Genomic DNA, 26,965 nt, shown 5'->3' on the forward strand with positions numbered 1-26,965 from the left:
GACGCGACGCGTCCGGGCTCATTCGATTTCCGGGCTCAGCAGTAATCGGGCGCGGAGTTGTAGTAGGCCCGCCAGGAGCCTTGGCCCCCCGTCTGGTTCAGGATGACGTAGCCGTTCATGTACGACGGCGTGCTGAAGTCCCGCATCAGATACAGCACGTGGACCTTGCCGTGATACTGAGCGTTGCCCACCGAGTCGCCGAGCGGGGCTTCGAGCTGGTCGTCCGCGCGGCCGAAGGTCTCGGTCCCGACGACTCCGTCGACGCCGACGCCGTGGTCGCGTTGCCAGTTCCTGGTGGTGGCCGTCGTGTTGGGGCCGAAGTCGCAGTCGACGTCGGCCACGTCGAACGTGGTCCCGTCGCTCTCCTTGGTGCCGTCGGCCCAGAGGATCCACTGCCACAGCAACGTCGCTCCGCTGAAGCGATGCGAGCTGGACGACAGCACCCCTTCGTCACCGAAGTCGTTCCTGATGGCGCCGGCCCCGGCGATGAAGCCTTCCGAGGTGTTGGCCTGCGCGGGTGCTGCGATCGTCAGGCTGGCGGCGATGGCGGCGGCCGAGGTGAAGGCCAGCAGGACGCGTTTTGTACGATTCCCCATGTCGTTCCTCCCGTGAGTCACCGGCCCCGGAATCGGAACCAGTGATCCATGAGAATACGGAAATACACGGGTTCGTAGGGGGTGCCGAATGTCAGCCCAGCACAGGGCGGCCGTCCTCGGTCAGCCGATCGAGCACTCGCTGTCCCCGGTGATCCACAACGCCGGGTACGCCGCGGCAGGGCTCGGCGGGTGGGCGTACGAGCGGATCGAATGCTCGATCGACCGCTTGCCGGGGCTGATCGCGGAGCTGGGGCCGGAGTGGGCCGGTCTTTCCCTGACGATGCCGCTCAAGGAGGCTGGGCTGACCGTCGCCGACGAGGTAGCCCCGACCGCCGCCGCCCTCGGCGCCTGCAACACCCTCGTACGCCTGCCGTCCGGCGGCTGGCGTGCGGAGAACACCGACGCGCCTGGCATGGTGGACGCGTTGGGGTGGGCCGGAGTCACGAGCGCGCAGCGGGTGGCGATCCTCGGGGCTGGTGGCACCGCCCGTGCGGCGTTGGCAGCGGCCGGGGAGTTGAAGGCGGCTACCGTCGAGGTGCACGCGCGGCGGGCAGCGGCGGTGGACGAGCTGCGGCCGGTCGCGGAGCTGCTCGGCCTGCCGGAGCTGGTCCACGTGCCGTGGCCGTCGCCCGAGCAGGTCGCCGGAGCCGACGTCGTGGTGTCGACCTTGCCGTTCGGAGTCGCCGACGACCTCGTGGTGCCGTGGCGTGCCGAAACCGTTGTGTTCGACGCGGTCTACAAGCCTTGGCCGACCCCGTTGGCGGGATCGGCCGCGGCTGAGGGCTGCCGGATCGTGTCGGGCCTCGACCTGCTGCTGGCCCAGGCGGTGCACCAGTTCGAGATGTTCACGGGGGTCAGCGCGCCGGTCGAGGCCATGCGGACGGCCCTCTTCACCGCCGCCTGACAAACCGCTGCACGGGCCCGGCCCGCTTTCGCGCCGACTCGCTTTCGCGCCGGCTTTCGGCTGGATCAGGGATCCGGGTCGAATCTTGGCCCAAGATTCGACCGAGAACCCTGATCCAGCGCGGCCCGCGGCGGAGAGGGCGCCATCAGGGGACGTTAGGCGCCGATGTAGCGGGACAGGTGCTCGCCGGTCAGGGTCGAGCGCTTCTTCACGAGGTCGGCGGGGGTCCCTTCGTAGACGATCCGGCCACCGTCGTGACCCGCGCCCGGCCCGAGGTCGATGATCCAGTCGGCGTGGGCCATGACGGCCTGGTGGTGCTCGATGACGATCACCGACTTGCCGGCGTCGACCAGCCGGTCGAGCAACCCGAGTAGGTGCTCGACGTCGGCGAGGTGCAGGCCGTTGGTCGGCTCGTCGAGCACGTAGACGCCGCCCTTCTCGGCCATGTGCACGGCCAGCTTGAGGCGCTGCCGTTCGCCGCCGGACAGGGTGGTCAACGGCTGGCCGAGGCTCAGGTAGCCGAGGCCGACGTCGGCCAGCCGGTCGAGGATCGCGTGCGCGGCCGGCGTACGCGCTTCGCCGGAGCCGAAGAACTCCTCGGCCTCCGTCACCGGCATCGCCAGCACTTCGGCGATGTTCCGGCCGCCGAGGCGGTAATCGAGGACGGACGCCTGGAAGCGCTTGCCCTCGCATTCCTCGCAGACCGTCGCGACCTGCGCCATGATGCCGAGGTCGGTGTAGATGACCCCGGCGCCGTTGCAGGCCGGGCAGGCGCCCTCGGAGTTGGCGCTGAACAGGGCCGGCTTCACGCCGTTGGCCTTCGCGAAGGCCTTGCGGATCGGGTCGAGCAGACCCGTGTAGGTGGCCGGATTGCTGCGCCGGGAACCCCGGATGCCCGTCTGGTCGACGCTCACCACGCCGTCGAGTTTGGATACCGAGCCGTGGATCAGCGAACTCTTGCCGGAGCCCGCCACCCCGGTCACCACCACCAGTACGCCCAACGGAATGTCGACGTCCACGTTCTGGAGGTTGTGCGTACCGGCTTTGCGGATCTCCAGCTTGCCGGTCGGCTTGCGTACCTTGGCCTTGAGCGCGGCCCGGTCGTCGAGGTGCCGGCCGGTCAGCGTCCCGCTGGCACGCAGACCCTCGACGGTGCCCTCGAACATCACCTCGCCACCGGCCGACCCCGCACCGGGACCGAGGTCGACGACGTGGTCGGCGATCGCGATCGCCTCCGGCTTGTGCTCGACCACCAGGACCGTGTTGCCCTTGTCGCGCAACCGCTGGAGGAGGTTGTTCATCCGCTGGATGTCGTGCGGGTGCAGGCCGATCGTGGGCTCGTCGAACACGTAGGTCACGTCGGTCAGCGAGGAGCCGAGGTGCCGGATCATCTTCGTCCGCTGCGCCTCACCGCCCGACAGCGTGCCCGACGGCCGATCGAGGGACAGGTAGCCGAGGCCGATCTCGACGAACGAGTCCAGCGTCTGCTGCAACGCGGTCAGCAGGGGAGCGACCGACGGCTCGCCGAGACCGCGTACCCACTCGGAGAGGTCGCTGATCTGCATCGCGCAGGCGTCGGCGATGGTGATGCCCTTGATCTTCGACGACCGGGCGGGCGCGGCGAGCCGGGTCCCCTCGCACTCCGGGCAGGTCGTGAACGTGACGGCCCGCTCGACGAAGGCCCGGATGTGCGGCTGCAGGGCGTCGACGTCCTTGGACAGGAACGACTTCTGAATCTTCGGGATCAGGCCCTCGTAGGTGAGGTTGATGCCCTCGACCTTGATCTTGGTCGGCTCCTTGCGGAGCAGGTCGTCCAGTTCCTTCTTGGTGAACTTCTTGATCGGCTTGTCCGGGTCGAAGAACCCGCAACCGCGATAGATCCGGCCGTACCAGCCGTCCATGCTGTATCCGGGGATGGTCAAGGCGCCCTCGTTGAGCGACTTCGTCTCGTCGAAGAGCGCCGTGAGGTCGAAGTCGCTGACCGAGCCCATGCCCTCACACCGCGGGCACATGCCGCCGGTGCTGGTGCGGGTGAACGTCTCGGTCTTGCCCTCGCCGCGCTCGACGGTGATCGCACCGGTGCCGCTGACCGAGGGGACGTTGAAGGAGAACGCGTTGGGCGAGCCGATGTGCGGCTGCCCCAGCCGGCTGAACAGGATGCGCAGCATGGCGTTGGCGTCGGTGGCGGTGCCGACGGTCGAGCGGACGTTGGCGCCCATCCGCTCCTGGTCCACGATGATCGCGGTGGTCAGCCCGTCGAGGACGTCGACCTCGGGGCGCGACAGCGTCGGCATGAAACCCTGGACGAAGGCGCTGTAGGTCTCGTTGATCATCCGCTGCGACTCGGCGGCGATCGTGTCGAACACCAGCGAACTCTTGCCCGATCCGGACACCCCGGTGAACACGGTCAGCCGGCGCTTGGGGATCTCGATGCTGACGTCCTTGAGATTGTTCTCGCGTGCTCCGTGCACCCGGATCAAGTCATGGCTGTCGGCAGCGTGCATCGTCACTCCGTCCCTCGTGTCTGACTCGGTCGGACCAAAGTAGCCGGGACCGCCGACAATCGGCGGACCCGGCTCACTGCGACCGGTTACTTGTCCCAGAGTCACTTGTCCTCGAGGAGGCCCAGCACGTTGCCGTCGGCGTCGGTGAACGTGGCCACCGTGCGGCCGGGGCCGACCTCGCGCGGCTCGTCCTTCACCTTCCCGCCCGCGGCGGTGATCTCCGCCAGCTTCGCGGCGATGTCCGAGACGTGCCAGTACGCCACCGGCGACGACATGCTCTGCGGCCCGCCCTGCGGCACGAGTCCGATGTGCTGGCCCGCGAGGTCGTAGCCGACGTAGTACTCCGAGTCGGCCTGCGGCTCGATGCCGAGCAGCGCGGTGTAGACCGCCTTCGCGGCCGCCAGATCGGACACCGGGTGCAGAACGGTCTTGATGCCCTCGTTGGAGACGTCAGTCATGGTTACTCCTAGTCGACGATTTGCCCTCTGAGCTCACGCTACGTGCTGGGAGTGGGCCGTGCTTCTCCATTCCTGATGGATCCTCAACCGACTGCTTGGTGATCATTGCGCCAGCCATGCTGTGAGAACGGACATTTCGCAGCGCGAAACAGCATGGCTGGCGCAATGATCAGGCGAAGGAGAGCGGGCGCTGAGCCCGCGTCAGCAGGGAGACCACGACCAGCGAGGCGAACGCGAAGCCGAGCATCACGGCCGCCATGGGCACGCCGCTCGCGGCGCCCAGTGCGGCGACGAGCGGGCCGGCGACGGCGCTGATGGCGGACTGGGTCGCGCCCATGAAGGCGGCGGCCGTCCCGGCCATCTCGGGGTGCTGGTCGAGCGCGAGGGCGGTGCTGTTCGGGAAGACCACGCCCAGGCTGCCGATGAACAGGAACAGCGGGATCATCACCAGTGGCAGGCTGCCCGCCTCCGCCCCGGCCACCAGCACGGCGGTCGCTCCCAGCCCGATGAACAGCGCGGTGAAGAGCAGGGTGCGGGGCGTACGGCGGCCGACGATGCGGGCCGAGATCTGCCCGGCGGTGACCAGGGCGATCGCGTTGAGCCCGAAGATCAGGCCGTAGGTCTGCGGCGACACTCCGAAGACGTCCTGGAGGACGAACGAACTGCCGGACAGGTAGGCGAAGAGTCCGGCGAAGCTGAGTCCACCGGCCAGCGAGTAGCCCAGGTAACGGCGGTCGGTGGCCAGCTGGCCGAAGCCGCGCAGCACCGTCGTCAGCCCACCCGGCCGCCGAGCCGAGGAGGGCAGGGTCTCCGGCAGGAATCGAAGGATCGCGACGCCCAACAGCACCCCGTAGATCGCCAGCAGCACGAAGATGCCGCGCCAGCTGGTGTACCGCAGGACCGCCGCGCCGACGGTCGGGGCCACCACCGGCGCGACGCCGAAGACGAGCAGGATGCGCGACAGATAGCGGGAGGCCTCGGCCCCCGAGTAGAGGTCACGGACGACCGCGCGGGAGATCGCCGTGCCGAACCCGCCGCCGATGCCCTGAAGCAGCCGCAACGCCACCAGGATCGGAATGCTGGGGGCGAACGCGATGAGCACCGAGGTGACCGCGAACAGGGCCGTTCCGGCCAGCACCGGGCCGCGCCGGCCGAACCGGTCCGAGATCGGCCCGCCCAGCAACTGCCCGATGCCGAGGCCCACCAGCGCCGCGGTCAGCGTGAGCTGCACCTCGGCCGGGGCCACGGTCAGGTCGTCGGCGATCGCGGGGAAGGCCGGCAGGTACATGTCGAAGGAGAACGCGCCGACCGCGCTCAATCCACCTAGGACGGTCAAGAGCAGGCCAGGTCGCACACGCACGGTCACATGCTCCGCCAACGCGTCGCTCATTCTTTCCATTTCTTGATACGCCGAGAGTAGTGATCGTCACACGACAGGTCGGGGCGACCGCAACTCCGTGACGCCTCGTACCAGGAAGACGCCGTACGTCGAGGCGACCATCACGAAGACGGCGATCGCCACGAAGGCGCCCATGCCGATGGTGGAGGCGAGCAGCGGCGCGACCGCGATCGCGATGGGCTGGAGGGCGAAGTTGCCGATGGACTCCAGCGAGAAGACCCGGCCGTGCACCTCGGCGGGGAACTCGGTCTGCAGCGCGGTGAACCAGAGCACGAAGAAGATGCCGATCCCGCCCCAGGCCAGAATCTCGACCAGGCACCACAGCGGCAGCGACACCGGCAGGGCCAGGCAGAGCGGGAGGATGGCGCAGGGCACCAGGGCGTTCATCGCCCACAGCCCCGGGCGGTTCGTCCGGATCTTCCCGGCGACGGCCGAGCCCAGCATCATCCCGATGGACGCGGAGGCCGACAGCCACCCGTACGCCTCCGGCCCCCAGCGCTGCTGGCTGACGATCGGGACGAGCGCGTAATTGGGGGCGAACAGGAAGAACACCTGCAACGTCCCCTGAATCATGATCACCAGCGCCCAGGGGCGGCGGCGTACCTCCTGCACGCCGTCGCGGGCCTCGGCGAGCACGGCGCGTACGCCCGGCTGCACATCCCCCGTCCGCAGGGCGGGCAGCCGCAGCCAGAGCAGCGTCACCAGGCTGACGGCGTAGGTGGCGAGGTCGACGACGAACGCGCCCCGGGCGCCGACCGTCGCGATCAGTACGCCGCCGAGCAGCGCGCCGCCGGCCGCACCCAGCCGTTTCGTCGCCGATTCGAGCGCGTTCGCCTTCTGCAGCAGCTCCGCCGGGACGACCTGCGGCATGGCGGCCCGGTGCGCGGGCTGATAGATCGCGCCACCCACGCCGACCAGACAGGCGGCCGCCATGAGCAGCGCCAGCGGCCCGGACTGGGCGAAGGCGAGGAATCCGGCGACCCCGACGACGCAGACGGCGTCCGAGATCGCCATGACCACGCTGCGGGAGTAGCGGTCGGCGATCACCCCGCCGAACAGCAACAGCAGCACGCCGGCCAGCGCCTGAGCCGCGATCACCAGGCCGAACGCGGCCGGTCCCCGGGCCGGCAGGACGAGCGCGGGCAGGGCGATCAGGGAGACCGAACTCCCGACGACGCTGGTCACCTGGCCGAGCCAGAAGGTCAGATAACGGGGGTACGCGAAGAGGTCGCGATAGCTCGGCGGGGCGGTGTCGGCGGTGGTCACGCCGCCATCCTGCTGTTTTCGGCGACGGTGATCAAACCGGTTTGGCCGCGCGTACGCCCAGCCACGCCCGGTGATGTGACCGGTGCGCCGCCTCGACGACGGTCAGCCCGGCCCCAGCCATCAGCGCGGAGAGCGATTCGAGCCGGTGGTACGCGAACCACCGCAACCCGTCGCCGCCATAACCATGGCGCTCCCAGCGCTCGCCGTCCCCTTCGGCGACCACGAGGTGCACCGCTCCGCCCGGCCGCACCACGCGGGCGAACTCGGCCAGGACACGGGGAACGTCGGCGTGGGGGATGTGGAGCAGCGCCGCCTGGCACCACAGCCCGTCGAGGCACCCGTCCCGCAGCGGCAGCGTACGCATGTCGGCCTGGGCCACCCCCGGTTGCCCACCGGCACGCAGCATCTCGGCCGACAGGTCCAGTCCGACCGCGCGGAAGCCGATCGCCCGCAGCAGAGCCAGATCCCGGCCGGGCCCACAGCCGACGTCGGCCACCCGAGAACCCGTGGAAACGCGGCCGGCCAGCCAGTTCAGGTCGTCCGTCAACTCCGGATAGCCCGCCGCCTGCGCCTCGGCGAACCGCGCGGCGATCACGTCGTACGTCGATCGGGTAACGGACACCGCGTCGGCCATGGCGTGGAGCGTACGCCCGGCGTTAATGTTGCCGCTCCCCGTGCGGGCGACAATCTGGTGGGACGCTGGTGGGAGGCCGGTTGGACGCCGTGGAGCTGCAGCGGCTGCATCGACTCGTCATCGAGTTCCTCGGTGACGTCGCGGTCGACGTGCTGGACTATCCGACCGGTGCGATCGCCGTGACGATCTACCGCCACAACCGGGTCGCCGTCCTCGACGGGATGGCCGACCGGTCGCAGTGGGGCGTCACGGTCATCACCGAGCCCGAGTACATCCACGCGGGCTACGACCAGGTCTTCGAAACCCTCGCCGAGGCCCTCGCATACCTCCGCGACCGCACCTGACCCGGCGACGCGTCGCAGGTACGCCGCTGGGCGTACCCCAATGTGAGACGCGGGGCACGGCGTGGCGAAGGCCGCCCGCGGCGCGTGACAGACTGATCAGGTGTTGCGTTGGTTGACCGCAGGGGAGTCGCACGGGCCGTCGCTGACGGCCGTGCTGGACGGCCTGCCCGCCGGTATCGAGATCACGAGCGCCGAGATCGGCCGTGACCTGGCCCGGCGGCGGCTGGGTTATGGCCGGGGCGCCCGCATGTCGTTCGAGCAGGACGTCGTCACCGTGACCGGCGGTGTACGCCACGGACTGACCCTCGGCAGCCCGGTGTCGATCATCGTCGGCAATTCGGAGTGGCCGAAGTGGGAGACGGTGATGGCGGCCGATCCGGTCGACCCGGAGCTGCTCGCCGCCCAGGCCCGCAACGCGCCGCTGACCCGGCCCCGGCCCGGCCATGCCGACCTGGCGGGGATGCAGAAGTACGGGCACACCGACGCCCGGCCGATCCTGGAACGGGCCAGCGCTCGCGAGACCGCGGCCCGGGTGGCCGTGGGCGCGGTCGCCAAGGCGCTGCTGAAGCAGGGCCTCGGCATCGAGATCGTCTCGCACGTCGTCGAGCTGGGCTCGGTCGCGGCCAAGCCGGGGCTCGTGCCGGTGCCCGCCGACGCCGAGCGGATCGACGCCGACCCGTTGCGCTGCCTCGACCCCGAGGCGAGCGTGGCGATGGTCGCCGAGGTCGACGCGGCGAAGAAGGACGCCGACACGCTGGGCGGCGTCGTCGAGGTGCTGGCCTACGGCGTGCCGCCGGGCCTGGGCAGCCACACGCAGTGGGATCGCAAGCTCGACTCGCGGCTGTCGGCCGCCCTGATGTCGATCCAGGCCATCAAGGGTGTGGAGATCGGCGACGCCTGGCTGCAGGCCCGGTCGCGGGGCTCGGTCGCGCACGACGAGATCTTCCCGAGCCCGGACGGCGTACTGCGCAACACCGACCACGCGGGCGGGCTGGAAGGCGGCATCACCAACGGCCAGCCTGTGCGCGTACGCGCGGCGATGAAGCCGATCTCGTCGCTCAACCGGGCACTGAACACGATCGATGTGACGACCGGCGAGTCGGCGACCGCGATCAACCAGCGATCCGACGTCTGCGCCGTCCCGGCCGCGGCCGTGGTCGCCGAGGCGATGGTGGCGCTGGTGCTCGCCGAGGCGGCGCTGGAGAAGTTCGGCGGGGACTCGGTCGCCGAGATCCGCCGGAACCTCGACGGCTACCTCGAGAACCTGGTGATCCGATGAGCCGGCCGACCGCGGTGCTGGTCGGCGCGCCCGGCAGCGGCAAGACCACCGTCGGCGAGCTGCTGGCCGAGGCGCTGGGCGTACCGTTCCGGGACGTCGACGCCGACATCGTCGCGAGCGCCGGGAAGCCGATCTCGGACATCTTCGTCGACGACGGCGAGGAGCATTTCCGGGCGCTCGAACGCGCGGCCGTCGCCGCCGCGCTGACCGACCACGAGGGTGTCGTGTCGCTCGGCGGCGGGGCGATCCTCGCCGAGCAGACCCGGGCGCTGCTCGCCGGGCATACCGTCGTCTATCTGAGCGTCGAGCTGCCCGACGCGGTGCAGCGCATCGGGCTCGGGCAAGGTCGGCCGCTGCTGGAGCTGAACCCCCGGGCCACCCTGAAGTACCTCCTGGACCAACGGCGTCCGCTGTACGAAGAGGTCGCGACCATCACGGTGAAGACGGACGGGCGCGAGCCCGCCGACATCGCCGCCGAGCTGACCGCCCTTCTGGCATGATCACCGCCTCGCGTGATCATTGCGCCAGCCACGTCGTTTCAAGAGGGAAAATGTCCATTTCAACAGCATGGCTGACGCAATGATCACGCGCATCGAGGTCGGCGGGGCGAAGCCGTACGAGGTGTTGGTGGGGAGGGGACTCCACGGAGAGCTGGGGCGGCTGACCGGCAAGGCCACTCGGGCGGCGGTGATTTTCACCCGGTCGGTCGAGCACTACGCGCAGCACGCGGCGCACGAGCTGATCGACGCCGGCGTCACCGTCCTGCCGATCGAGATCCCGGACGCCGAGGCGGGCAAGACGCTCGCGACCGCCCAGCTGTGCTGGGACGCGCTCGGGGCGGCCGGGTTCACCCGCTCCGACGTCGTGGTCGGCGTCGGCGGGGGAGCAGCGACCGACCTCGCCGGCTACGTGGCCGCCTGCTGGCTGCGCGGCGTCGCCTGGATTCCGGTCTCGACCAGCGTCAACGGCATGGTCGACGCCGCGATCGGGGGCAAGACCGGGATCAACGTCGCCGCCGGCAAGAACCTCGTCGGCGCGTTCCACCCGCCGGCCGGCGTCCTGTGCGAACTGTCCGCGCTCGACACCCTGCCCGGAGACCAGCTGCGCGCCGGGCTCGCGGAGGTGGTCAAGGGCGGGTTCATCGCCGACCCGGTCATCCTCGACCTGTTCGAGGCCGACCTGCGGGCCGCGACCGACCCCGCCGGGTCCGTCCTGCGCGAGCTGATCGAGCGGAAGGTACGCGTCAAGGCCGAGGTGGTCGCGGAGGACCTGACCGAACAGGGCCGCCGCGAGATCCTCAACTACGGGCACACCCTCGGGCACGCCATCGAACGGGTCGAGGGCTACGCCTGGCCGCACGGGCACGCCGTCGCGGTCGGGATGGTGTACGCCGCGCTGCTGTCCCGGCGTACCGGGCGGGTCGACGTGGTGGACCGGACTCGGCGGATCTTGGCCGACCTGGAGCTGCCGGTGACCTACCGTGCGGACGCGTGGGATCAGTTGCTGCCCGCGATGCGCGTGGACAAGAAGGCGCGCGGCGCCGCGCTGCGCTTCGTCCTGCTGGACGAGGTGGCCAAGCCGGTGACCGTGCCGATCGAGGACGAGGCGCTGCTGCGCGCCGCCTACGAGGAGCTAGTACGGTGACGAAGGTTTATGTCCTGAACGGGGTGAACCTGGGCCGGCTCGGCACCCGGCAGACCCTGATCTACGGCGCGACCAGCTACGAGGACCTGGTCAAGATGTGCGTCGCGGAGGGTGAGCGGCTCGGCCTCGACGTGGAGTGCCGCCAGACCGACGACGAGGCCGAACTGATCCACTGGCTGCACGCCGCCGCCGACGAGGCGGCCCCCGTGGTGCTCAACTCGGCGGCCTGGAGCCACTACTCGTACGCCCTCCGGGACGCCTGCGCGATGCTGAAGGCCCCGCTGGTCGAGGTGCACATCTCGAACATCCACGCGCGGGAGGAGTTCCGCCACCACTCGGTGATCTCCGCCGTGGCGACCGGGGTCATCGCCGGGCTGGGTGTCGACGGCTACCGGCTCGCCCTGTCCCACCTGTCCCGGGTGATCACCGACACCTCGGCTCCAGCGGCCTGATGACCGGCCGGTAAACTGGTCCGGCTTGTTCGTTATCAATTTCGCATACCCGGGAGCTTTTCCAGTGGCCAGCACGAACGACCTCAAGAACGGCATGGTGCTCAACCTCGACAACGAGCTGTGGAGTGTGGTCGAGTTCCAGCACGTCAAGCCCGGCAAGGGGCCCGCGTTCGTGCGGACCACCCTCAAGCACGTGCTCTCGGGCAAGGTCGTCGACAAGACCTTCAACGCCGGCACCAAGGTCGAGACCGCCAACGTCGACAAGCGTTCGATGCAGTACCTGTACGCCGACGGCGAGGACTTCGTCTTCATGGACCTGGACACCTACGACCAGATCCACGTCTCCGGGGCCACCGTGGGCGGAAACGCCAACTACCTGCTGCCCGAGGCCGAGGTCGTCGTGGCCACCCACGAGGGTGAGCCGCTCTACGTCGAGCTCCCGACCTCGGTCATGGTGGAGGTCACCTACACCGAGCCCGGTCTGCAGGGCGACCGCTCCACCGGCGGCACCAAGCCGGCGACCATCGAGACCGGCGCGACCGTGCAGGTGCCGCTGTTCATCACCACCGGCGAGAAGATCAAGGTCGACACCCGCGACGGGCGTTACCTGGGCCGTTCCTGATGGCTCCGCACACCGCAGGGGTGGCACATGGCTGAGGCACCGAAGTCGCAGATGCCCGCTCGCCGCAAGGCGCGCAAGCGGGCACTGGACGTCCTCTACGAGGCCGACCTGCGCGACCGCAACATCGCCAAGACCCTGTCGGAGTATGTCGAGCGCCTGGAGTATCCGCGCCCGGAGCACCTGCCGTACGCCGTGTCGCTGGTGGAGGGCGTCTCCGCCCACCTCGACCGGATCGACGAGCTCATCGCGAGCTACGCCGAGGGCTGGACGATCGACCGCATGCCGGTGGTCGACCGCAACCTGGCCCGGATCGCCGTCTACGAACTGCTCTACGTCGAGGACGTGGACGATCCGGTGGCGATCACCGAGGCGGTCGAACTCGCCAAGGAACTCTCGACCGACGACTCACCGCGCTTCCTGAACGGGATCCTCGGCCGCATAGCCGACTACGCCCACTGAGCGCTTGCCGCATACGAAAAGGCCGCCCCTCGGGGCGGCTTTTTCACGACGGCGGTCAGCTGCCCGCGAAGAACGCCCGCGGATCGGGGACGAGGACGCCCAGCTCGGCGAGCCGGTCGGTGAACTCCGACGGCGACTTGTCGTACATGATGGCCAGCGCCCGCATGTCGTCCGCGCGGATCGACAGGATGCGGCCGTTGTAGTCGCCGCGCTGCTGCTGGATGGCTCGGGCGTACCGGGCGACGTAGCCCAGCTCCTCGTTCGAGGACTCGTAGAGCTTCTCGAGGTCCAGGACGATCTTGGTGGCGCGCTCCTCGCTCTGCTTCACCTCAGCACCGTCGGGGAGCAGCTCGGAGACCGGCACGCGGTAGAAATCGGCCAGCTCGGCCAGGCGCGAGACGGTCACCGCGCGGTCGCCGCGTTCGTAGGAGCCGACCACCACGGCCTTCCAGCGGCCGTTCGACTTCTCCTCCACGCCCTGCAGGGAGAGGCCCTGCTGAGTGCGGATCGAGCGCAGCCGGGCACCCAGTGACCTGGAGTATTCCGTCGACATTCAGACCCTCCCACAGTGCTGATCCACGAGTGATCGTTACGCAGCGTGACGGTACGTCGGTTACGCGCTGTGGTCAAGTGCTGCTAGCCCACTTGTTGGTACGCCGATGGGCCGAACGGCCTCCCCGAGCCTGCCTGAACCGGCGGGACGACCCTCACATTGGCTGCTCATAGCCGAGTTGATAGGGTCGTCCCAGGCCTTGACGATCTCCGTGAGCGGAGTCGGAGAGGCGAAACCAGACACTCTTTAATCCCGTCCCGTGAGGCGGGGAAGGGGGTCCCTGTTGGCCTACAAAGTCATACTCTCAGAAGCGGACATTCACCGCGTTCTCGACAGAATCGCTCATCAGATCCTGGAGAAGACCCAGGGTGCGAGCGATGTGGTCCTGCTCGGAGTGGCCACCCGCGGCGTACCGCTGGCGCACCGGCTCGCCGAGCGCATCAACGCCTTCGAGCAGGTGAAGCTGCCGGTCGGCACGCTCGACATCACGCTCTACCGCGACGACCTCGGGCGGCAGTCCACCCGGGCCGTCGGCCGCACCGAGCTGCCCAGCGGCGGCATCGACGGCAGCAAGGTGATCCTCGTCGACGACGTGCTCTACTCCGGGCGTACGGTGCGGGCGGCGCTCGACGCGATCAGTGATCTCGGCCGCCCGGCGGCGGTGCAATTGGCCGTCCTGGTCGACCGCGGCCACCGCCAGCTGCCGATCCGGGCCGACTACGTCGGCAAGAACATCCCGACCTCCCTCGCCGAGCAGGTCAAGGTGCTGCTCAGCGAGGTCGACGGCGTCGACGAGGTACGACTTGCCGGGGAAGCCTCGGCTGAGCCGCCAGAAGTGCAGTCAGTCGGGAGCCTGTCATGATCAAGCATCTGCTCTCCGCGGCCGATCTGGACGCCGCGACGGCCACCCAGATCCACGACGTCGCCGCCGAGATGGCGACGGTCGCGGGTCGCGAGGTGAAGAAGCTGCCGACGCTGCGCGGGCGGACGGTGGTGAACCTCTTCTACGAGGACAGCACCCGGACCCGGACCTCCTTCGAGGTGGCCGCCAAGCGGCTGTCGGCCGACGTCGTGAACTTCTCGGCCAAGGGCTCCAGCGTCGAGAAGGGCGAGTCGCTCAAGGACACCGCCTGGACGCTGCAGGCCATGGGCGCCGACGCGGTGGTCATCCGGCATCCCGCCTCGGGTGCTCCGCACCGGCTCACGCATTGGGTGCACGGCAGCGTCCTCAACGCCGGCGACGGCACGCACGAGCACCCGACGCAGGCGCTGCTCGACACGTACACGATGCGCTCGCGCATGGGCAAGGTCGAAGGGCTCAACGTCGCGATCGTCGGAGACGTCCTGCACAGCCGGGTCGCCCGGTCGAACGCGCTGCTGCTGCACACGCTCGGCGCGAAGGTGACCCTGGTCGGCCCGCCGACCCTCGTGCCGCCCGCGTTCGGCAGTCTCACTCCGAGCCTGGGCGTCAGCTACGACTTCGACTCGGTGCTGCCCCACGCCGATGTGGTGATGATGCTGCGGGTCCAGAAGGAGCGGATGAACGCGGCCTTCTTCCCGTCGTCGCAGGAGTACTACAAGCGCTACGGGCTCGACAGCGCGCGGCTGCGGCGGATGCCGGACCACGCGATCGTCATGCACCCCGGTCCGATGAACCGCGGCGTCGAGATCGCCCCCGAGGTGGCCGATTCGCCCCGCTCCACCATCGTCGAACAGGTCGCCAACGGCGTCTCCGTCCGGATGGCATGTCTCTACCTGCTTCTAGGAGCAGGTCGATGACTCAGTCTGCTCCTTGGAGCGCGTCGATGAAACTCAGTCTGCTCCTTGGAGGTCGTTCGTGAGCTACCTGATCCGCAACGTCAGCGTGCTGGGCGGGGCTCCCGTCGACCTGGTCGTCCGCGACGGCGTGATCGTCGACAGCGCGGACGGCACCGAAGAGGTCATGGATGGCACCGGGCTGATCGCCCTGCCCGGCCTGGTCGACCTGCACACTCACCTGCGCGAGCCGGGCCGGGAGGACGCCGAGACCGTGCTGACCGGCTCCCGGGCCGCCGCGCTCGGCGGATTCACCGCGGTCTGCGCCATGGCCAACACCAACCCGGTCGCCGACACGGCCGGTGTCGTCGAGCAGGTCTGGCGGCTCGGCCGCGAGGCCGGGCTGGTCGACGTCCAGCCGATCGGCGCGGTCACCGTCGGCCTCGGCGGGGAGAAGCTCGCCGAACTCGGCGCGATGGCCGACTCCGCCGCCGCCGTCCGGATCTTCTCCGACGACGGCATGTGCGTGCACGACCCCCGCCTGATGCGCCGTGCGCTGGAATACGTCAAGGCGTTCGACGGGGTCATCGCGCAGCACGCCGAGGAGCCGCGGCTCACCCAGGGCGCGCAGATGCACGAGGGCGACGTCTCGACCCGCCTCGGGCTGACCGGCTGGCCGTCGGTCGCGGAGGAGGCGATCATCGCCCGCGACGTGCTGCTCGCTGCGCACACGGGTGCCCGCCTGCACGTCTGCCACGTCTCGACGGCAGGCAGCGTCGAGGTCATCCGCCAGGCCAAGGCGCGGGGCGTACGCGTCACCGCCGAGGTCACGCCGCATCACCTGCTGCTCACCGACGAGGCGGTCGGCGGGTCGATCGAGGGCACCGCCCCCTACGACCCCGTGTTCAAGGTGAACCCGCCGTTGCGTACCGCCGACGACGTCGAGGCGCTGCGGCGCGGGCTCGTCGACGGCACCATCGACGTCGTCGCCACCGACCACGCCCCGCACGCCGCGCAGGACAAGGAATGCGAGTGGGCGTACGCGCGGCCGGGCATGCTCGGCCTGGAGACGGCGCTGCCGATCGTCCTGCACACGGTCGGCGACGCGCTGGGCTGGGACGGCATCGCCGACCGCATGTCGCGTACGCCGGCCCGCATCGCCGGGCTCGACGAGCACGGCCACGCTCCGGTCCCGGGTGCCCCGGCGACCTTCACCCTCATCGATCCGCAGGCCCGGTTCACCGTCGATCCGGCCGCGCTCGCCAGCCTCAGCGCCAACACCCCGTACGCGGGGATGGAGTTGCCGGGCAAGGTGGTCGCGACCTTCCTGCGGGGTAAGCGCACCGCTCTCGACGGGAAGGCAGCGGCATGAGTGAAGCCATTCTGGTACTAGAGGACGGCCGGACCTTCCGTGGCGAGGCGTTCGGCGCCGTCGGGGAGACCTTCGGCGAGGCCGTCTTCAGCACGGCGATGACCGGCTATCAGGAGACGCTGACCGACCCGTCGTACCACCGTCAGGTCGTCGTGCAGACCGCGCCGCACATCGGCAACACCGGGGTCAACGGCGAGGACGACGAGTCCGACCGCATCTGGGTCGCCGGATACGTGGTCCGCGACCCGTCGCGGGAGGCGTCGAACTGGCGCGCCACCGGCGAACTCGAGGATCGGCTGAAGGCCGAGGGGGTGGTCGGCATTGCCGGGATCGACACCCGGGCGCTGACGCGGCACCTGCGCGACCGCGGCGCGATGCGGGTCGGCGTGTCCAGTGTGGACCTCGACGCCGACTCGCTGCTGACGAAGGTCCGGAACAGCCCGCAGATGGTCGGGGCGGATCTCTCCAGCGAAGTGACCACCCGACAGGCGTACACGGTGGACGCCGAAGGCGAGAAGCTCTTCACCGTCGCGGCCCTGGACCTGGGGATCAAGCGCAACGTGGCGCGGCGGCTGGCCGCGCGTGGAGTGACCACCCACATCCTGCCGGCGACCTCGTCGCTGGAGGACCTGCTGGCCGTGGCGCCGGACGCGGTGTTCTTCTCGCCGGGCCCCGGCGACCCGGCGACCGCCGACCATCCGGTGGCCCTGGCCCAGGAGGTCATGCGCCGCCGGATTCCGCTGTTCGGGATCTGCTTCGGCAGCCAGATCCTCGGCCGCGCGCTCGGCTTCGGCACCTACAAGCTGGGCTACGGCCACCGGGGCGTCAACCAGCCGGTGATGGACCGCACCACCGGCAAGGTCGAGGTCACGAGCCACAATCACGGCTTCGCTGTGGACGCGCCGCTGGACAGGGTGGTGGACACCGAGTTCGGCCGGGTCGAGGTCTCCCATGTCTGCCTGAACGACAACGTGGTCGAGGGGCTGCGGGCGCTGGACGTGCCCGCCTTCACCGTCCAGTACCACCCCGAAGCGGCGGCCGGCACCCATGACGCCGACTACCTCTTCGACCGCTTCGCCGAACTTGTTCGGGGAACCGACAAGCTCAGCAAGCAGCTCATCGAGGGGACTCACTGATGCCGAAGCGCGAAGACCTGAAGCACATCCTGGTCATCGGCTCCGGTCCGATCGTCATCGGCCAGGCCTGCGAGTTCGACTACTCCGGTACGCAGGCCTGCCGGGTGCTGCGGGCGGAGGGCATCCGCGTCTCGCTGGTGAACTCCAACCCCGCGACGATCATGACCGACCCCGAGTTCGCCGACGCGACCTACGTCGAGCCGATCACGCCGGACTTCGTCACGAAGGTGATCGAGCGGGAGCGGCCCGACGCGATCCTGCCGACGCTCGGCGGGCAGACCGCGCTGAACACCGCGGTGGCCCTGCACGAGGCGGGCGTGCTCGACAAGTACAAGGTCGAGCTGATCGGGGCGAACATCGACGCCATCCGGCGCGGTGAGGACCGTCAGCTCTTCAAGGAGATCGTGGCGCGCGCGGGTGCCCGGGTCGGCATGGCCGACGAGGCGCTGGTGCCGCGCTCGCGCGTGTGCCACTCGATGGACGAGGTCCGCGAGACCGCGGCCGACCTGGGTCTGCCGGTCGTCATCCGGCCGAGCTTCACCATGGGCGGCCTCGGCTCCGGCATGGCGCACACCGACGAGGACCTGGAGCGCATCGCCGGGTCCGGGCTGGCCGCCTCCCCGGTGCACGAGGTGCTCATCGAGGAGAGCGTGCTCGGCTGGAAAGAGTTCGAGCTGGAGCTGATGCGCGACAAGCACGACAACGTCGTGGTCGTCTGCTCCATCGAGAACCTCGACCCGATGGGCGTCCACACCGGAGACTCGGTGACCGTCGCGCCCGCGATGACCCTGACCGACCGTGAGTACCAGGTCATGCGGGATCTCGGCATCGCCGTGCTGCGGGAGGTCGGCGTGGACACCGGCGGCTGCAACATCCAGTTCGCGATCAACCCGGAGAACGGCCGGATCGTCGTCATCGAGATGAACCCGCGGGTGTCGCGGTCGTCGGCGCTGGCGTCGAAGGCGACCGGCTTCCCGATCGCGAAGATCGCGGCGAAGCTCGCCATCGGCTACACCCTCGACGAGATCCCCAACGACATCACGCTCCAGACCCCGGCCGCGTTCGAGCCGTCGCTGGACTACGTCGTCGTCAAGATCCCGCGGTTCGCCTTCGAGAAGTTCCCCGGGGCCGACCCCGAGCTGACCACCACGATGAAGTCGGTCGGCGAGGCGATGAGCCTCGGCCGCAACTTCACCGAGGCGCTCGGCAAGGCGATGCGCTCGATGGAGACCAAGCAGGCCGGGTTCTGGACGGTCAAGGATCAGTTCGGCACCGCCGAGGAGGCGCTGACGGCGCTGCGGATTCCGCACGACGGGCGGCTCTACACGATCGAGGCGGCGCTGCGCCTGGGCGCGACCGTCGAGCAGGTGCACGAGGCCAGCGGGGGAGTGGACCCCTGGTTCCTCACCCAGATCGCCTCGCTCATCGCGCTGCGGGAAGAGGTGGAGCAGGCGGCGGTGCTCGACGAGCCGTTGCTGCGCCGGGCCAAGCGCGCCGGGTTCTCCGACCGGCAGCTCGCCGCTCTGCGACCCGAGTTCGCCGGTGAGGAAGGCGTACGCACGCTGCGGCACCGCCTCGGACTGCGTCCGGTCTACAAGACGGTGGACACCTGTGCGGCCGAGTTCGCGGCGAAGACGCCGTACCACTACTCCAGCTACGACGAGGAGACGGAGGTCGCCCCGAGCGACCGCCCGAAGGTTCTCATCCTGGGGTCCGGGCCGAACCGGATCGGGCAGGGCATCGAGTTCGACTACTCGTGTGTGCACGCCGTCATGGCGCTGCGCGAGGCCGGGTTCGAGACGGTCATGGTCAACTGCAACCCGGAGACGGTCTCGACCGACTACGACACCGCCGACCGGCTCTACTTCGAGCCGCTGACCTTCGAGGACGTCCTCGAAGTGGTCCACGCCGAGCACAGTTCGGGCACGGCCGCCGGCGGCCCCGGCGTCGTGGGCGTGATCGTGCAGCTCGGCGGGCAGACGCCGCTGGGCCTGGCGCAGCGCCTCAAGGCCGCCGGGGTGCCCATCGTCGGCACCAGCCCGGAGTCGATCCACCTCGCCGAGGAGCGGGGCGCGTTCGGCGCGGTGCTGGCCCGGGCGGGCCTGCGCGCGCCCGCGCACGGCACCGCGACGTCCTACGAGGACGCCAAGAAGATCGCCGACGAGGTGGGCTACCCCGTCCTGGTGCGACCGTCGTACGTGCTCGGCGGGCGCGGCATGGAGATCGTCTACGACGACGACACGCTGCGGGACTACATCGGCCGGGCGACCGACATCTCGCCGGAACACCCGGTGCTGGTCGACCGGTTCCTCGACGACGCCATCGAGATCGACGTGGACGCGCTCTGCGACGCCGACGGCGAGGTCTACATCGGCGGCGTCATGGAGCACATCGAGGAGGCGGGCATCCACAGTGGTGACTCCTCGTGCGCGCTGCCGCCGATCACGCTCGGCGCCTCGCACCTGAAGGTCGTCCGCGACTACACCGAGAAGATCGCCCGCGGGGTCGGCGTACAGGGGCTGCTCAACGTGCAGTACGCCCTCAAGGACGACGCCCTCTACGTGCTGGAGGCCAACCCCCGCGCGTCGCGTACGGTGCCGTTCGTCTCCAAGGCGACCGCGGTTCCGCTCGCCAAGGCGGCGGCCCGGATCATGCTCGGCGCGACCATCGCCGACCTGCGGGCCGAGGGCATGCTCCAGGCCACCGGCGACGGCGGTCAGCTGCCCGAGCACGCCCCGATCGCGGTCAAGGAGGCGGTGCTGCCGTTCAAGCGGTTCCGCACCCCGGCCGGCAAGGGCGTCGACTCGCTGCTCGGCCCGGAGATGAAGTCCACCGGCGAGGTCATGGGCATCGACACCGCCTTCGGGCAGTCGTTCGCCAAGTCGCAGGCGGCCGCGTACGGGTCGCTGCCGACCAGCGGCAAGATCTTCGTGAGCGTCGCCAACCGGGACAAGCGCGCCATGATCTTCCCGGTCAAGCGGCTGGCCGACCTCGGGTTCGAGATCATCGCGACCGAGGGCACCGGCGAGGTGCTGCGGCGGCACGGCATCGGCTGCGAGGTGGTCGGCAAGCACTACGCCGGCGACCAGCGCGACGCCATCTCGCTCATCGGCGCGGGCGAGGTCAAGCTCGTGATCAACACCCCGCAGGGCTCGGGGGCCAGTGCCCGGTCCGACGGCTACGAGATCCGCTCGGCCGCGGTCGCGGCCGACATCCCGTGCATCACGACGGTCCCGGGCGCCGCGGCGGCGGTGATGGGCATCGAGGCGCTCATCGCCGGAGATCTGCGGGTACGCCCACTGCAGGAACTGCACAAGGCACTTCGCCCGGAGCTGGGAGCGGAGCGGTGAGCTTCTTCGAGTCCTTCGTACGCCCGGCGCTGTTCCGGATCGGGGGAGGCGACGCCGAGGCGGCCCACGAGGCGACCCTGCACCGGCTGGCGGGGATGTCCGGGCGGCACCGGGTCCTGGAGTCCCTGCGCCGCCGGTACGCGGTGGCCGCCCCGACCAGAGTGTTCGGGGTGGACTTCCCCAACCCGGTCGGTCTGGCCGCCGGGATGGACAAGAACGGGATCGCCCTGGCCGCGTGGCCGGCACTGGGCTTCGGCTTCGTCGAGGTCGGCACGGTCACGGCGAAGGCGCAGCCGGGCAACGACAAGCCTCGGCTGTTCCGGGGTCAGGCCAGCGAGGCCGTGGTCAACCGGATGGGGTTCAACAACGAGGGCGCGATGGCGCTGGCCGGGCGGCTGACGGCATTGCTGGGCGAGCCCGCCCGGCGGCCGAACGTCCCGGACACCCCGGCGACCCTCATCCGGACCCGTACGCCGGGCGACCTGCCCGCGATGGCCGGGCCGCTGGGGCTGCGCGCACCGCTGGGCATCAGCCTCGGCAAGTCGAAGATCACGCCGCTGGCGGAGGCGGTCGACGACTACGTCTACAGCCTGCAGCTGCTCCGTCCGTACGCCGACTATCTGGCCGTCAACGTGTCCTCCCCGAACACCCCGGGCCTGCGGGACCTGCAGGACAAGGGGCACCTGGACGAGTTGCTGGCCGCGCTGGTCCGGGAGGCGAAGGGCACCCCCGTGCTGGTGAAGATCGCGCCCGACCTGAGTGACACCGCGATCGGCGAGGTCCTGCAGGTCTGCGCGGATCGGGGAGTGGCCGGCCTGATCGCGACCAACACGACGCTGGGTCGGGACGGGCTCGCCGCGGCCGACGCCCAGCTGGCCGCGGAGGCGGGCGGGCTGTCCGGCCGCCCGCTGACCGAGCGCGCTCGCAAGGTCGTCTCCTTCGTGCACGCCGAGACCGGCGGCCGCCTGCCGATCATCGGGGTCGGGGGGATCATGTCGGCCGACGACGCGACCCGGCTCTTCGACGCCGGGGCCAGCCTCGTCCAGCTCTACACCGGATTCATCTTCCACGGCCCGGCCCTGGTCCGGGCGGTCGCAGCGGCGGCCCATGGACGCTGAGGCCCTGCTCCGGCTGGACCGGCAACACGTCTGGCATCCCTATGGGCCCCCGCCGGGCCAGCTCGCAGCGGCGGCAGCCGCTAGGACTGAGCCCGGCGGCATGACGCGGCCTGGGCGGATGGAGCCGCTCGTCGTGCGGTCGGCGTCGGGCGTACGCCTGACCCTGGACGACGGTCGCGAACTGGTCGACGGGATGTCGAGCTGGTGGGCCGCGATCCACGGCTACCGGCACCCGGTGCTGGACGCCGCCCTGGCCGAGCAGGCGGGCCGGATGAGCCACGTGATGTTCGGCGGGCTCACCCACGAACCCGCCGTACGCCTGGCGCAGACCCTTGTCGAGATCACCCCGGCCGGGCTGGAGCACGTGTTCCTGGCCGACTCGGGTTCGGTCAGCGTCGAGGTCGGCATCAAGATGGCGCTGCAGTACTGGCGGTCGCTGGGCCGCCCAGCGAAGCGGCGCCTGCTGACCTGGCGCGGCGGCTACCACGGCGACACGTTCCACCCGATGAGCGTCTGCGACCCCGACGGCGGTATGCACAGCCTCTGGGGTGACGTCCTGCCCCGCCAGGTCTTCGCCGGCGTTCCGCCGCTGTCGTACGAGCAGTCCTACGTGGACGAGCTGACGGCGGCGCTCAAGGAGAACGCGGACGAGGTCGCCGCGATCATCGTCGAGCCCCTCGTCCAGGGGGCCGGGGGGATGCGGTGGCACCATCCGGCGTACCTGCGGGTGCTGCGGGAGCTGGCCGACGAGTTCGGCGTCCTGCTCATCTTCGACGAGATCGCCACCGGCTTCGGGCGTACCGGCCGGATGTTCGCCGCCGACCACGCCGGCGTGTCACCCGACATCATGTGCGTGGGCAAGGCGCTGACCGGCGGTTATCTGACGCTGGCCGCGGCGTTGTGCACCCCGGCGGTGGCCGAGGGGATCTCACGGGGCGACGTGCCGGTGCTGGCGCACGGGCCGACCTTCATGGGCAATCCGCTCGCCTGCGCCGTCGCCAACGCTTCGCTCGACCTGCTGCTCGCGTCGGACTGGCCGGGGCGGGTGGCGCACATCGAGGAGCGGCTCGGGGCGGGGCTGGCCGATGCCGCGGACCTGCCCGGGGTGCGTGACGTGCGGGTTCTCGGGGCCATCGGGGTGATCCAGCTGGATCACGAGGTTGCCCTGGGCCCGGCGACCGCGGCCGCCGTGAACCACGGGGTCTGGCTGCGCCCGTTCCGGGATCTGATCTACACCATGCCGCCCTACGTGACCTCCGACGCGGATCTCGCGCTGGTCACCGGGGCTATGCGGGCCGCCGCCACGGCGTCGCGCTCAGCATCCTCACAGCATTCGTCCTGATTTCGCCGCTACTTCTTCGTGATTCGGAGCGTGCCCATGGAACCGTTCGGCAGTCGCCTGCACCAAGCCCTGGCCAAGCGCGGCCCGCTGTGTGTCGGCATCGATCCTCATGCTTCGCTGCTGGCGGCGTGGGGTTTGAGCGATGACGTCCACGGTGTCGAGCGGTTCAGCCGAACGGTGGTAGAGGCATTGGCTGAACGGGTGGCCGTCTTTAAACCTCAGGCTGCTTTCTTCGAGCGATTCGGCTCGCGTGGCATGGCCATTCTTGAGTCAACTATCCGACAGTTGCGGGATGCCGGAGCCCTTGTCTTGCTGGACGTAAAACGCGGTGATATCGGCTCGACGATGGCCGCGTACGCCGACGCGTACCTCAACCCATCGAGTCCAATCTATGTAGACGCGATCACGGTGAGCCCGTTCCTCGGCTTCGGATCGCTCCGTCCGGCGTTCGACTCGGCCGCCTTGCACGGTGGTGGGGTATTCGTCCTGGCCCTTACATCGAACCCCGAAGGATCGCAGGTCCAGCATGCCCGGACAGCCGATGGGCGGACGGTCGCGCAACTGCTACTGGATGAAATTGCCCAGCTCAACGCGGGTGCCGAACCGCTGGGCAGCATCGGTGCGGTGGTCGGGGCGACGGTCGGGCGGACCGGGGAGGACCTGTCCCGGACCAACGGGCCGTTCCTCGTTCCGGGGCTCGGCGCGCAGGGCGGAGACCCCGCCGGACTCCGTGAGATCTTCGGCGACTCCATCGACGCCGTCCTTCCCTCCTACTCACGTGAGGTGCTCGCGGGCGGACCGACGGTGAGAGGGCTGATCGACGCTACTGAGCGGTCGCTCGATGCGTGCCGCCGCGCCCTGGGCGGGTGACCGAGGACGCCACTCACGGCGTAACCATTTTGTGATCATGCGTGGTGACGTTGCCGAAAGCGGCTCTGACCGCTAGTTTTCCCCGCGACTGGAAACCACAGGCGTCACCCTAGGTGACACGTGGCCCAGGCACAGGCAAAACGTCGTCCGTCCCACCCGGGGCGGACGTGCAGACCAACGAACGAGCGGTGGGTCGACCCCTCGACCGCCGCGTGGGACCTGAGGAGAACTGGTGCCGCTCCCCACATTGAGCCCCGAGCAGCGCGCTGCCGCGCTCGAGAAGGCCGCTGAGATTCGCAAGGCCCGGGCCGAGCTGAAGGAACAGCTCAAGAAGGGCCAGACCACGCTGGACGCGGTGCTGAGCCGCGCCGAGGCCGACGACGTCGTCGGCAAGCTGAAGGTGTCGGCGGTGCTGCAGTCGCTGCCCGGCATCGGCAAGATCCGCGCCACGCAGATCATGGAGAAGCTGAAGATCGCCGACTCCCGGCGTCTGCGCGGTCTCGGTGAGCAGCAGCGCAAGGCTCTGCTCGCCGAGTTCTCCGGCAACTGAGCCAAGTGAGACCCAAGGCCGCCGCCCGTTTCGGGCGGCGGCCTTGTGCATGCCCGGCCGGGTCCGATCCGACGTGTGATCTGTGACGTGATCTGTGCCGGGGTAACGCGACAAGATCCAGCCGCGTTGGGTAGAAAGGGACTCAACGAGCGCTGCCCATTTGGCGAGGAGAAGAAGTGACCGACGTATCCCGACCGCCGGCCCGCCTCACCGTGCTGTCCGGCCCGTCCGGGGTCGGCAAGGACAGCGTGATCGAGTGGATCAAACCGCGCGCCCCCTGGGTGTGGTTCTCCGTCTCGGCGACCACGCGGAAGATGCGCGACGGCGAAGTCGACGGCATCCACTACCACTTCGTGAACCGTGCCCAGTTCCGCCACCTGGAGGCCTCCGGGCAGCTGCTGGAGTGGGCCGAGTTCGCGGGCAACCTCTACGGGACGCCCCGCGCGGGCGTCGAGGCGCGGCTCGATCAGGGCATCCCGGTCCTGCTGAAGATCGACATTCAGGGCGCCCGGCAGGTCCGTGCGGTCATGCCCGAGGCTCAGCTCGTCTTCCTCGCCCCGCCGAGCGTCGAGGAACTGCACCGGCGCCTGCGCGGCCGGGGGACCGAGGACGAGGAGACGATCCGCCGCCGTCTGCTGCACGCCGACGAGGAGCTGGCCTCGCAGAAGGAGTTCGATGTCACCGTCGTCAACGACTCGGTCGAACGTGCTGCTGACGAGTTGCTAGGATTACTCGGTTCACGACAGCTCGCGCCGATCCGGGCGCACGGCTGACAAAACAGACACAAGTTTTTCTAGGGACGTGAAAGTGGCCGCAACCGTCGCCAACCCAGAGGGCATCACCAACCCGCCCATCGACGAGCTGCTGGAGAAGACCACCTCGAAGTACGCGCTGGTCATCTTCGCGGCGAAGCGCGCCCGCCAGATCAACGCCTACTACTCGCAGCTCGGCGAGGGCCTGCTGGAGTATGTCGGCCCGCTGGTGGAGACCACTCCGCAGGAGAAGGCGCTGTCCATCGCGATGCGCGAGATCAACGGTGGCCTCCTCGTCGCCGAGCCGACCGGCGAGACCGCCTGATCCGGCACTGAGAACTCGGCAGAGAACAGAAATCCGACGGTGAGCAGGGTCGTCCTCGGCGTCAGCGGCGGCATCGCCGCGTACAAGGCGTGCGAGCTGCTGCGCCTGCTCACCGAGTCGGGTCACCAGGTCCGCGTCGTGCCGACCGAGGCCGCGCTGCGGTTCGTCGGCGCACCGACCTGGGAGGCCCTGTCCGGTCAGCCGGTCGCGACCGGAGTCTTCACCGACGTCCCCGAGGTCCCGCACGTACGCCTCGGGCAGACCGCCGATCTGGTGCTGGTCGCCCCGGCGACGGCCGATCTGCTGGCCAAGGCGGCCCACGGGCTCGCCGACGACCTGCTCACCTCGACATTGCTCACCGCTCGCTGTCCGGTCGTCTTCGCGCCCGCCATGCATACGGAGATGTGGGAGCACCCGGCCACCGCCGACAACGTGGCGACGCTGCGCCGCCGGGGCGCCGTCGTGATCGAGCCCGCCGTCGGCCGCCTCACCGGCGCCGACTCCGGCAAGGGCCGCCTGCCCGACCCCGCCGAGATCTTCGCGGTCGCTCGCCGGGTGCTCGCCGGGCGTACCACTGCCGATCTGGCCGGCCGTCACGTCGTGGTGACCGCCGGCGGCACGCGGGAACCGCTCGATCCGGTGCGCTTCCTCGGCAACCGTTCGTCCGGCAAGCAGGGATACGCGTTCGCCACGGCCGCCGTCGCCCGGGGCGCGAAGGTCACGCTGATCGCGGCCAACGTGGCCCTGCCGACGCCGGCCGGGGTCGACCTCGTCCGGGTGGGCAGCACCGCCGAGCTGCGCGACGCCGTGCTCACCGCGGCCGGCACCGCGGACGCGATGGTGTTCGCCGCCGCGCCCGCCGACTTCCGCCCCGCGCAGTACGCGGAGCAGAAGATCAAGAAGGCGGCCGACGGTTCGGCGCCTACGCTGGAACTGGTCACCAATCCCGACATCGCCGCCGAGGCCGGCGCCGCGAAACGGGCGGGCCAGGTGCTGGTGGCGTTCGCCGCGGAGACGCACGACGCGCTGGACAACGGAGCGGCCAAGCTCGTCAAGAAACGGGCTGACCTGATCGTGGTCAACGAGGTCGGCGCCGACAAGGTCTTCGGGGCCGACGACAACGACGTCGTCGTGCTCGGGGCGGACGGATCCACGACGACGCTCGGGCGGCGGTCCAAGGAGGATGTCGCCGACGCCGTGTGGGACCTCGTGCTTGACCGCTGGTCGCCGAAGACCGACTGAAGAGCCCGAATTGTGAACACACGGCCGGTCGCCGGATCG

The 26,965-nt window shown here is 69.8% G+C and carries 27 protein-coding genes; 20 read left to right on the forward strand and 7 right to left on the reverse strand.

What is annotated here, in order from left to right:
* Positions 1–35 precede the first annotated feature (35 nt).
* A complete protein-coding gene (locus AB0H43_RS21550) occupies positions 36–596 on the reverse strand; it encodes a peptidoglycan-binding protein (protein WP_360001563.1) in 561 nt (186 codons plus the stop codon).
* Positions 597–684: 88 nt separating this feature from the next.
* Here AB0H43_RS21550 and AB0H43_RS21555 point away from each other — a divergent pair, with 88 nt between their 5' ends.
* On the forward strand, positions 685–1,500 hold the full coding sequence (locus tag AB0H43_RS21555) for a shikimate dehydrogenase (protein ID WP_360001565.1): 816 nt from the start codon (positions 685–687) through the stop codon (positions 1,498–1,500).
* A 155-nt stretch (positions 1,501–1,655) separates the two neighbouring features.
* Here AB0H43_RS21555 and AB0H43_RS21560 read toward each other — a convergent pair whose 3' ends face one another.
* From AB0H43_RS21560 to AB0H43_RS21580, 5 genes are all read right to left on the reverse strand, one after another.
* Complete coding sequence (locus AB0H43_RS21560) at positions 1,656–4,004, reverse strand: excinuclease ABC subunit UvrA (RefSeq protein WP_360001567.1); 2,349 nt, start codon at positions 4,002–4,004, stop codon at positions 1,656–1,658.
* A gap of 101 nt (positions 4,005–4,105) precedes the next feature.
* Positions 4,106–4,462 (reverse strand): VOC family protein, encoded by a 357-nt coding sequence (locus tag AB0H43_RS21565; RefSeq protein WP_360001568.1) that lies wholly within the window; start codon positions 4,460–4,462, stop codon positions 4,106–4,108.
* 169 nt (positions 4,463–4,631) lie between these two features.
* The gene (locus AB0H43_RS21570) at positions 4,632–5,822 is read right to left on the reverse strand and encodes a Bcr/CflA family multidrug efflux MFS transporter (protein WP_360001570.1); all 1,191 of its coding nucleotides are present in this window, start codon (positions 5,820–5,822) and stop codon (positions 4,632–4,634) included.
* 66 nt (positions 5,823–5,888) lie between these two features.
* The gene (locus tag AB0H43_RS21575; RefSeq protein ID WP_360001572.1) at positions 5,889–7,127 is read right to left on the reverse strand and encodes an MFS transporter; all 1,239 of its coding nucleotides are present in this window, start codon (positions 7,125–7,127) and stop codon (positions 5,889–5,891) included.
* A 31-nt stretch (positions 7,128–7,158) separates the two neighbouring features.
* Positions 7,159–7,761, reverse strand: coding sequence for a class I SAM-dependent methyltransferase (locus tag AB0H43_RS21580; protein ID WP_360001573.1), 603 nt, complete (start codon positions 7,759–7,761; stop codon positions 7,159–7,161).
* An 80-nt stretch (positions 7,762–7,841) separates the two neighbouring features.
* On the opposite strand from AB0H43_RS21580, the gene AB0H43_RS21585 reads away from it, so the two are divergent.
* The 7 genes from AB0H43_RS21585 to nusB all read left to right on the forward strand — a co-directional run bounded on the left by AB0H43_RS21585 (position 7,842) and on the right by nusB (position 12,561).
* Positions 7,842–8,105 (forward strand): hypothetical protein, encoded by a 264-nt coding sequence (locus AB0H43_RS21585; RefSeq protein WP_360001575.1) that lies wholly within the window; start codon positions 7,842–7,844, stop codon positions 8,103–8,105.
* A 100-nt stretch (positions 8,106–8,205) separates the two neighbouring features.
* Positions 8,206–9,384, forward strand: coding sequence for a chorismate synthase (gene aroC / locus AB0H43_RS21590; RefSeq protein WP_360001577.1), 1,179 nt, complete (start codon positions 8,206–8,208; stop codon positions 9,382–9,384).
* A complete protein-coding gene (locus tag AB0H43_RS21595; RefSeq protein ID WP_360001578.1) occupies positions 9,381–9,884 on the forward strand; it encodes a shikimate kinase in 504 nt (167 codons plus the stop codon). Before aroC ends, AB0H43_RS21595 begins: the two co-directional genes overlap by 4 nt.
* A gap of 79 nt (positions 9,885–9,963) precedes the next feature.
* On the forward strand, positions 9,964–11,028 hold the full coding sequence (gene aroB / locus AB0H43_RS21600; RefSeq protein ID WP_360001580.1) for a 3-dehydroquinate synthase: 1,065 nt from the start codon (positions 9,964–9,966) through the stop codon (positions 11,026–11,028).
* Positions 11,025–11,480: a type II 3-dehydroquinate dehydratase gene (aroQ, locus tag AB0H43_RS21605; protein WP_360001582.1), complete on the forward strand. Its 456-nt coding sequence runs from the start codon at positions 11,025–11,027 to the stop codon at positions 11,478–11,480. The genes aroB and aroQ overlap by 4 nt, the downstream gene beginning before the upstream one ends.
* 64 nt (positions 11,481–11,544) lie before the next feature.
* Complete coding sequence (efp, locus tag AB0H43_RS21610; protein ID WP_360001584.1) at positions 11,545–12,102, forward strand: elongation factor P; 558 nt, start codon at positions 11,545–11,547, stop codon at positions 12,100–12,102.
* A 51-nt stretch (positions 12,103–12,153) separates the two neighbouring features.
* Positions 12,154–12,561 carry a transcription antitermination factor NusB gene (nusB, locus tag AB0H43_RS21615; RefSeq protein WP_360001702.1) on the forward strand — a complete coding sequence of 136 codons (408 nt, stop codon included), beginning with the start codon at positions 12,154–12,156 and terminating at the stop codon, positions 12,559–12,561.
* 55 nt (positions 12,562–12,616) lie between these two features.
* On the opposite strand, the gene AB0H43_RS21620 is transcribed toward nusB, so the two are convergent.
* On the reverse strand, positions 12,617–13,114 hold the full coding sequence (locus tag AB0H43_RS21620) for a transcriptional regulator (RefSeq protein ID WP_253762227.1): 498 nt from the start codon (positions 13,112–13,114) through the stop codon (positions 12,617–12,619).
* A gap of 259 nt (positions 13,115–13,373) precedes the next feature.
* On the opposite strand from AB0H43_RS21620, the gene pyrR reads away from it, so the two are divergent.
* The 12 genes from pyrR to coaBC all read left to right on the forward strand — a co-directional run bounded on the left by pyrR (position 13,374) and on the right by coaBC (position 26,926).
* Positions 13,374–13,976, forward strand: coding sequence for a bifunctional pyr operon transcriptional regulator/uracil phosphoribosyltransferase PyrR (pyrR, locus tag AB0H43_RS21625; protein ID WP_360001586.1), 603 nt, complete (start codon positions 13,374–13,376; stop codon positions 13,974–13,976).
* On the forward strand, positions 13,973–14,893 hold the full coding sequence (locus AB0H43_RS21630) for an aspartate carbamoyltransferase catalytic subunit (protein WP_360001588.1): 921 nt from the start codon (positions 13,973–13,975) through the stop codon (positions 14,891–14,893). The genes pyrR and AB0H43_RS21630 overlap by 4 nt, the downstream gene beginning before the upstream one ends.
* A gap of 58 nt (positions 14,894–14,951) precedes the next feature.
* Positions 14,952–16,241 (forward strand): dihydroorotase, encoded by a 1,290-nt coding sequence (locus tag AB0H43_RS21635; protein ID WP_360001590.1) that lies wholly within the window; start codon positions 14,952–14,954, stop codon positions 16,239–16,241.
* On the forward strand, positions 16,238–17,377 hold the full coding sequence (gene carA / locus AB0H43_RS21640; RefSeq protein WP_360001592.1) for a glutamine-hydrolyzing carbamoyl-phosphate synthase small subunit: 1,140 nt from the start codon (positions 16,238–16,240) through the stop codon (positions 17,375–17,377). The genes AB0H43_RS21635 and carA overlap by 4 nt, the downstream gene beginning before the upstream one ends.
* On the forward strand, positions 17,377–20,727 hold the full coding sequence (carB, locus tag AB0H43_RS21645) for a carbamoyl-phosphate synthase large subunit (protein WP_360001594.1): 3,351 nt from the start codon (positions 17,377–17,379) through the stop codon (positions 20,725–20,727). Before carA ends, carB begins: the two co-directional genes overlap by 1 nt.
* Entirely contained in the window at positions 20,724–21,845 is a 1,122-nt protein-coding gene (locus AB0H43_RS21650) for a quinone-dependent dihydroorotate dehydrogenase (RefSeq protein ID WP_360001596.1), read from the forward strand. The genes carB and AB0H43_RS21650 overlap by 4 nt, the downstream gene beginning before the upstream one ends.
* The gene (locus tag AB0H43_RS21655; protein WP_360001598.1) at positions 21,835–23,187 is read left to right on the forward strand and encodes an adenosylmethionine--8-amino-7-oxononanoate transaminase; all 1,353 of its coding nucleotides are present in this window, start codon (positions 21,835–21,837) and stop codon (positions 23,185–23,187) included. Before AB0H43_RS21650 ends, AB0H43_RS21655 begins: the two co-directional genes overlap by 11 nt.
* A 36-nt stretch (positions 23,188–23,223) precedes the next feature.
* A complete protein-coding gene (gene pyrF / locus AB0H43_RS21660; RefSeq protein WP_360001600.1) occupies positions 23,224–24,057 on the forward strand; it encodes an orotidine-5'-phosphate decarboxylase in 834 nt (277 codons plus the stop codon).
* 232 nt (positions 24,058–24,289) lie between these two features.
* A complete protein-coding gene (gene mihF, locus AB0H43_RS21665) occupies positions 24,290–24,607 on the forward strand; it encodes an integration host factor, actinobacterial type (RefSeq protein WP_253762238.1) in 318 nt (105 codons plus the stop codon).
* Between the two features lie 176 nt (positions 24,608–24,783).
* Positions 24,784–25,380, forward strand: coding sequence for a guanylate kinase (gene gmk / locus AB0H43_RS21670; protein ID WP_253762239.1), 597 nt, complete (start codon positions 24,784–24,786; stop codon positions 25,378–25,380).
* A gap of 34 nt (positions 25,381–25,414) precedes the next feature.
* On the forward strand, positions 25,415–25,684 hold the full coding sequence (gene rpoZ / locus AB0H43_RS21675; protein ID WP_360001602.1) for a DNA-directed RNA polymerase subunit omega: 270 nt from the start codon (positions 25,415–25,417) through the stop codon (positions 25,682–25,684).
* 39 nt (positions 25,685–25,723) lie between these two features.
* The gene (gene coaBC, locus AB0H43_RS21680; protein ID WP_360001604.1) at positions 25,724–26,926 is read left to right on the forward strand and encodes a bifunctional phosphopantothenoylcysteine decarboxylase/phosphopantothenate--cysteine ligase CoaBC; all 1,203 of its coding nucleotides are present in this window, start codon (positions 25,724–25,726) and stop codon (positions 26,924–26,926) included.
* The last annotated feature ends 39 nt before the right edge of the window (positions 26,927–26,965 follow it).

Source organism: Hamadaea sp. NPDC050747 (assembly GCF_040654195.1).
Taxonomy (GTDB): Bacteria; Actinomycetota; Actinomycetes; order Mycobacteriales; family Micromonosporaceae; genus Hamadaea.

What these genes read in the sequence shown, in the direction of transcription:
- AB0H43_RS21550 (WP_360001563.1), bottom strand. Translation starts at nt 596, where the DNA reads ATGGGGAATCGTACAAAACGCGTCCTGCTGGCCTTCACCTCGGCCGCC.
- nusB (WP_360001702.1), top strand. Translation starts at nt 12,154, where the DNA reads ATGCCCGCTCGCCGCAAGGCGCGCAAGCGGGCACTGGACGTCCTCTAC.
- AB0H43_RS21580 (WP_360001573.1), bottom strand. Translation starts at nt 7,761, where the DNA reads ATGGCCGACGCGGTGTCCGTTACCCGATCGACGTACGACGTGATCGCC.
- AB0H43_RS21595 (WP_360001578.1), top strand. Translation starts at nt 9,381, where the DNA reads ATGAGCCGGCCGACCGCGGTGCTGGTCGGCGCGCCCGGCAGCGGCAAG.
- AB0H43_RS21555 (WP_360001565.1), top strand. Translation starts at nt 685, where the DNA reads ATGTCAGCCCAGCACAGGGCGGCCGTCCTCGGTCAGCCGATCGAGCAC.
- carB (WP_360001594.1), top strand. Translation starts at nt 17,377, where the DNA reads ATGCCGAAGCGCGAAGACCTGAAGCACATCCTGGTCATCGGCTCCGGT.
- AB0H43_RS21630 (WP_360001588.1), top strand. Translation starts at nt 13,973, where the DNA reads ATGATCAAGCATCTGCTCTCCGCGGCCGATCTGGACGCCGCGACGGCC.
- AB0H43_RS21565 (WP_360001568.1), bottom strand. Translation starts at nt 4,462, where the DNA reads ATGACTGACGTCTCCAACGAGGGCATCAAGACCGTTCTGCACCCGGTG.
- AB0H43_RS21560 (WP_360001567.1), bottom strand. Translation starts at nt 4,004, where the DNA reads ATGCACGCTGCCGACAGCCATGACTTGATCCGGGTGCACGGAGCACGC.
- AB0H43_RS21620 (WP_253762227.1), bottom strand. Translation starts at nt 13,114, where the DNA reads ATGTCGACGGAATACTCCAGGTCACTGGGTGCCCGGCTGCGCTCGATC.
- carA (WP_360001592.1), top strand. Translation starts at nt 16,238, where the DNA reads ATGAGTGAAGCCATTCTGGTACTAGAGGACGGCCGGACCTTCCGTGGC.
- aroB (WP_360001580.1), top strand. Translation starts at nt 9,964, where the DNA reads ATGATCACGCGCATCGAGGTCGGCGGGGCGAAGCCGTACGAGGTGTTG.
- pyrF (WP_360001600.1), top strand. Translation starts at nt 23,224, where the DNA reads ATGGAACCGTTCGGCAGTCGCCTGCACCAAGCCCTGGCCAAGCGCGGC.
- AB0H43_RS21655 (WP_360001598.1), top strand. Translation starts at nt 21,835, where the DNA reads ATGGACGCTGAGGCCCTGCTCCGGCTGGACCGGCAACACGTCTGGCAT.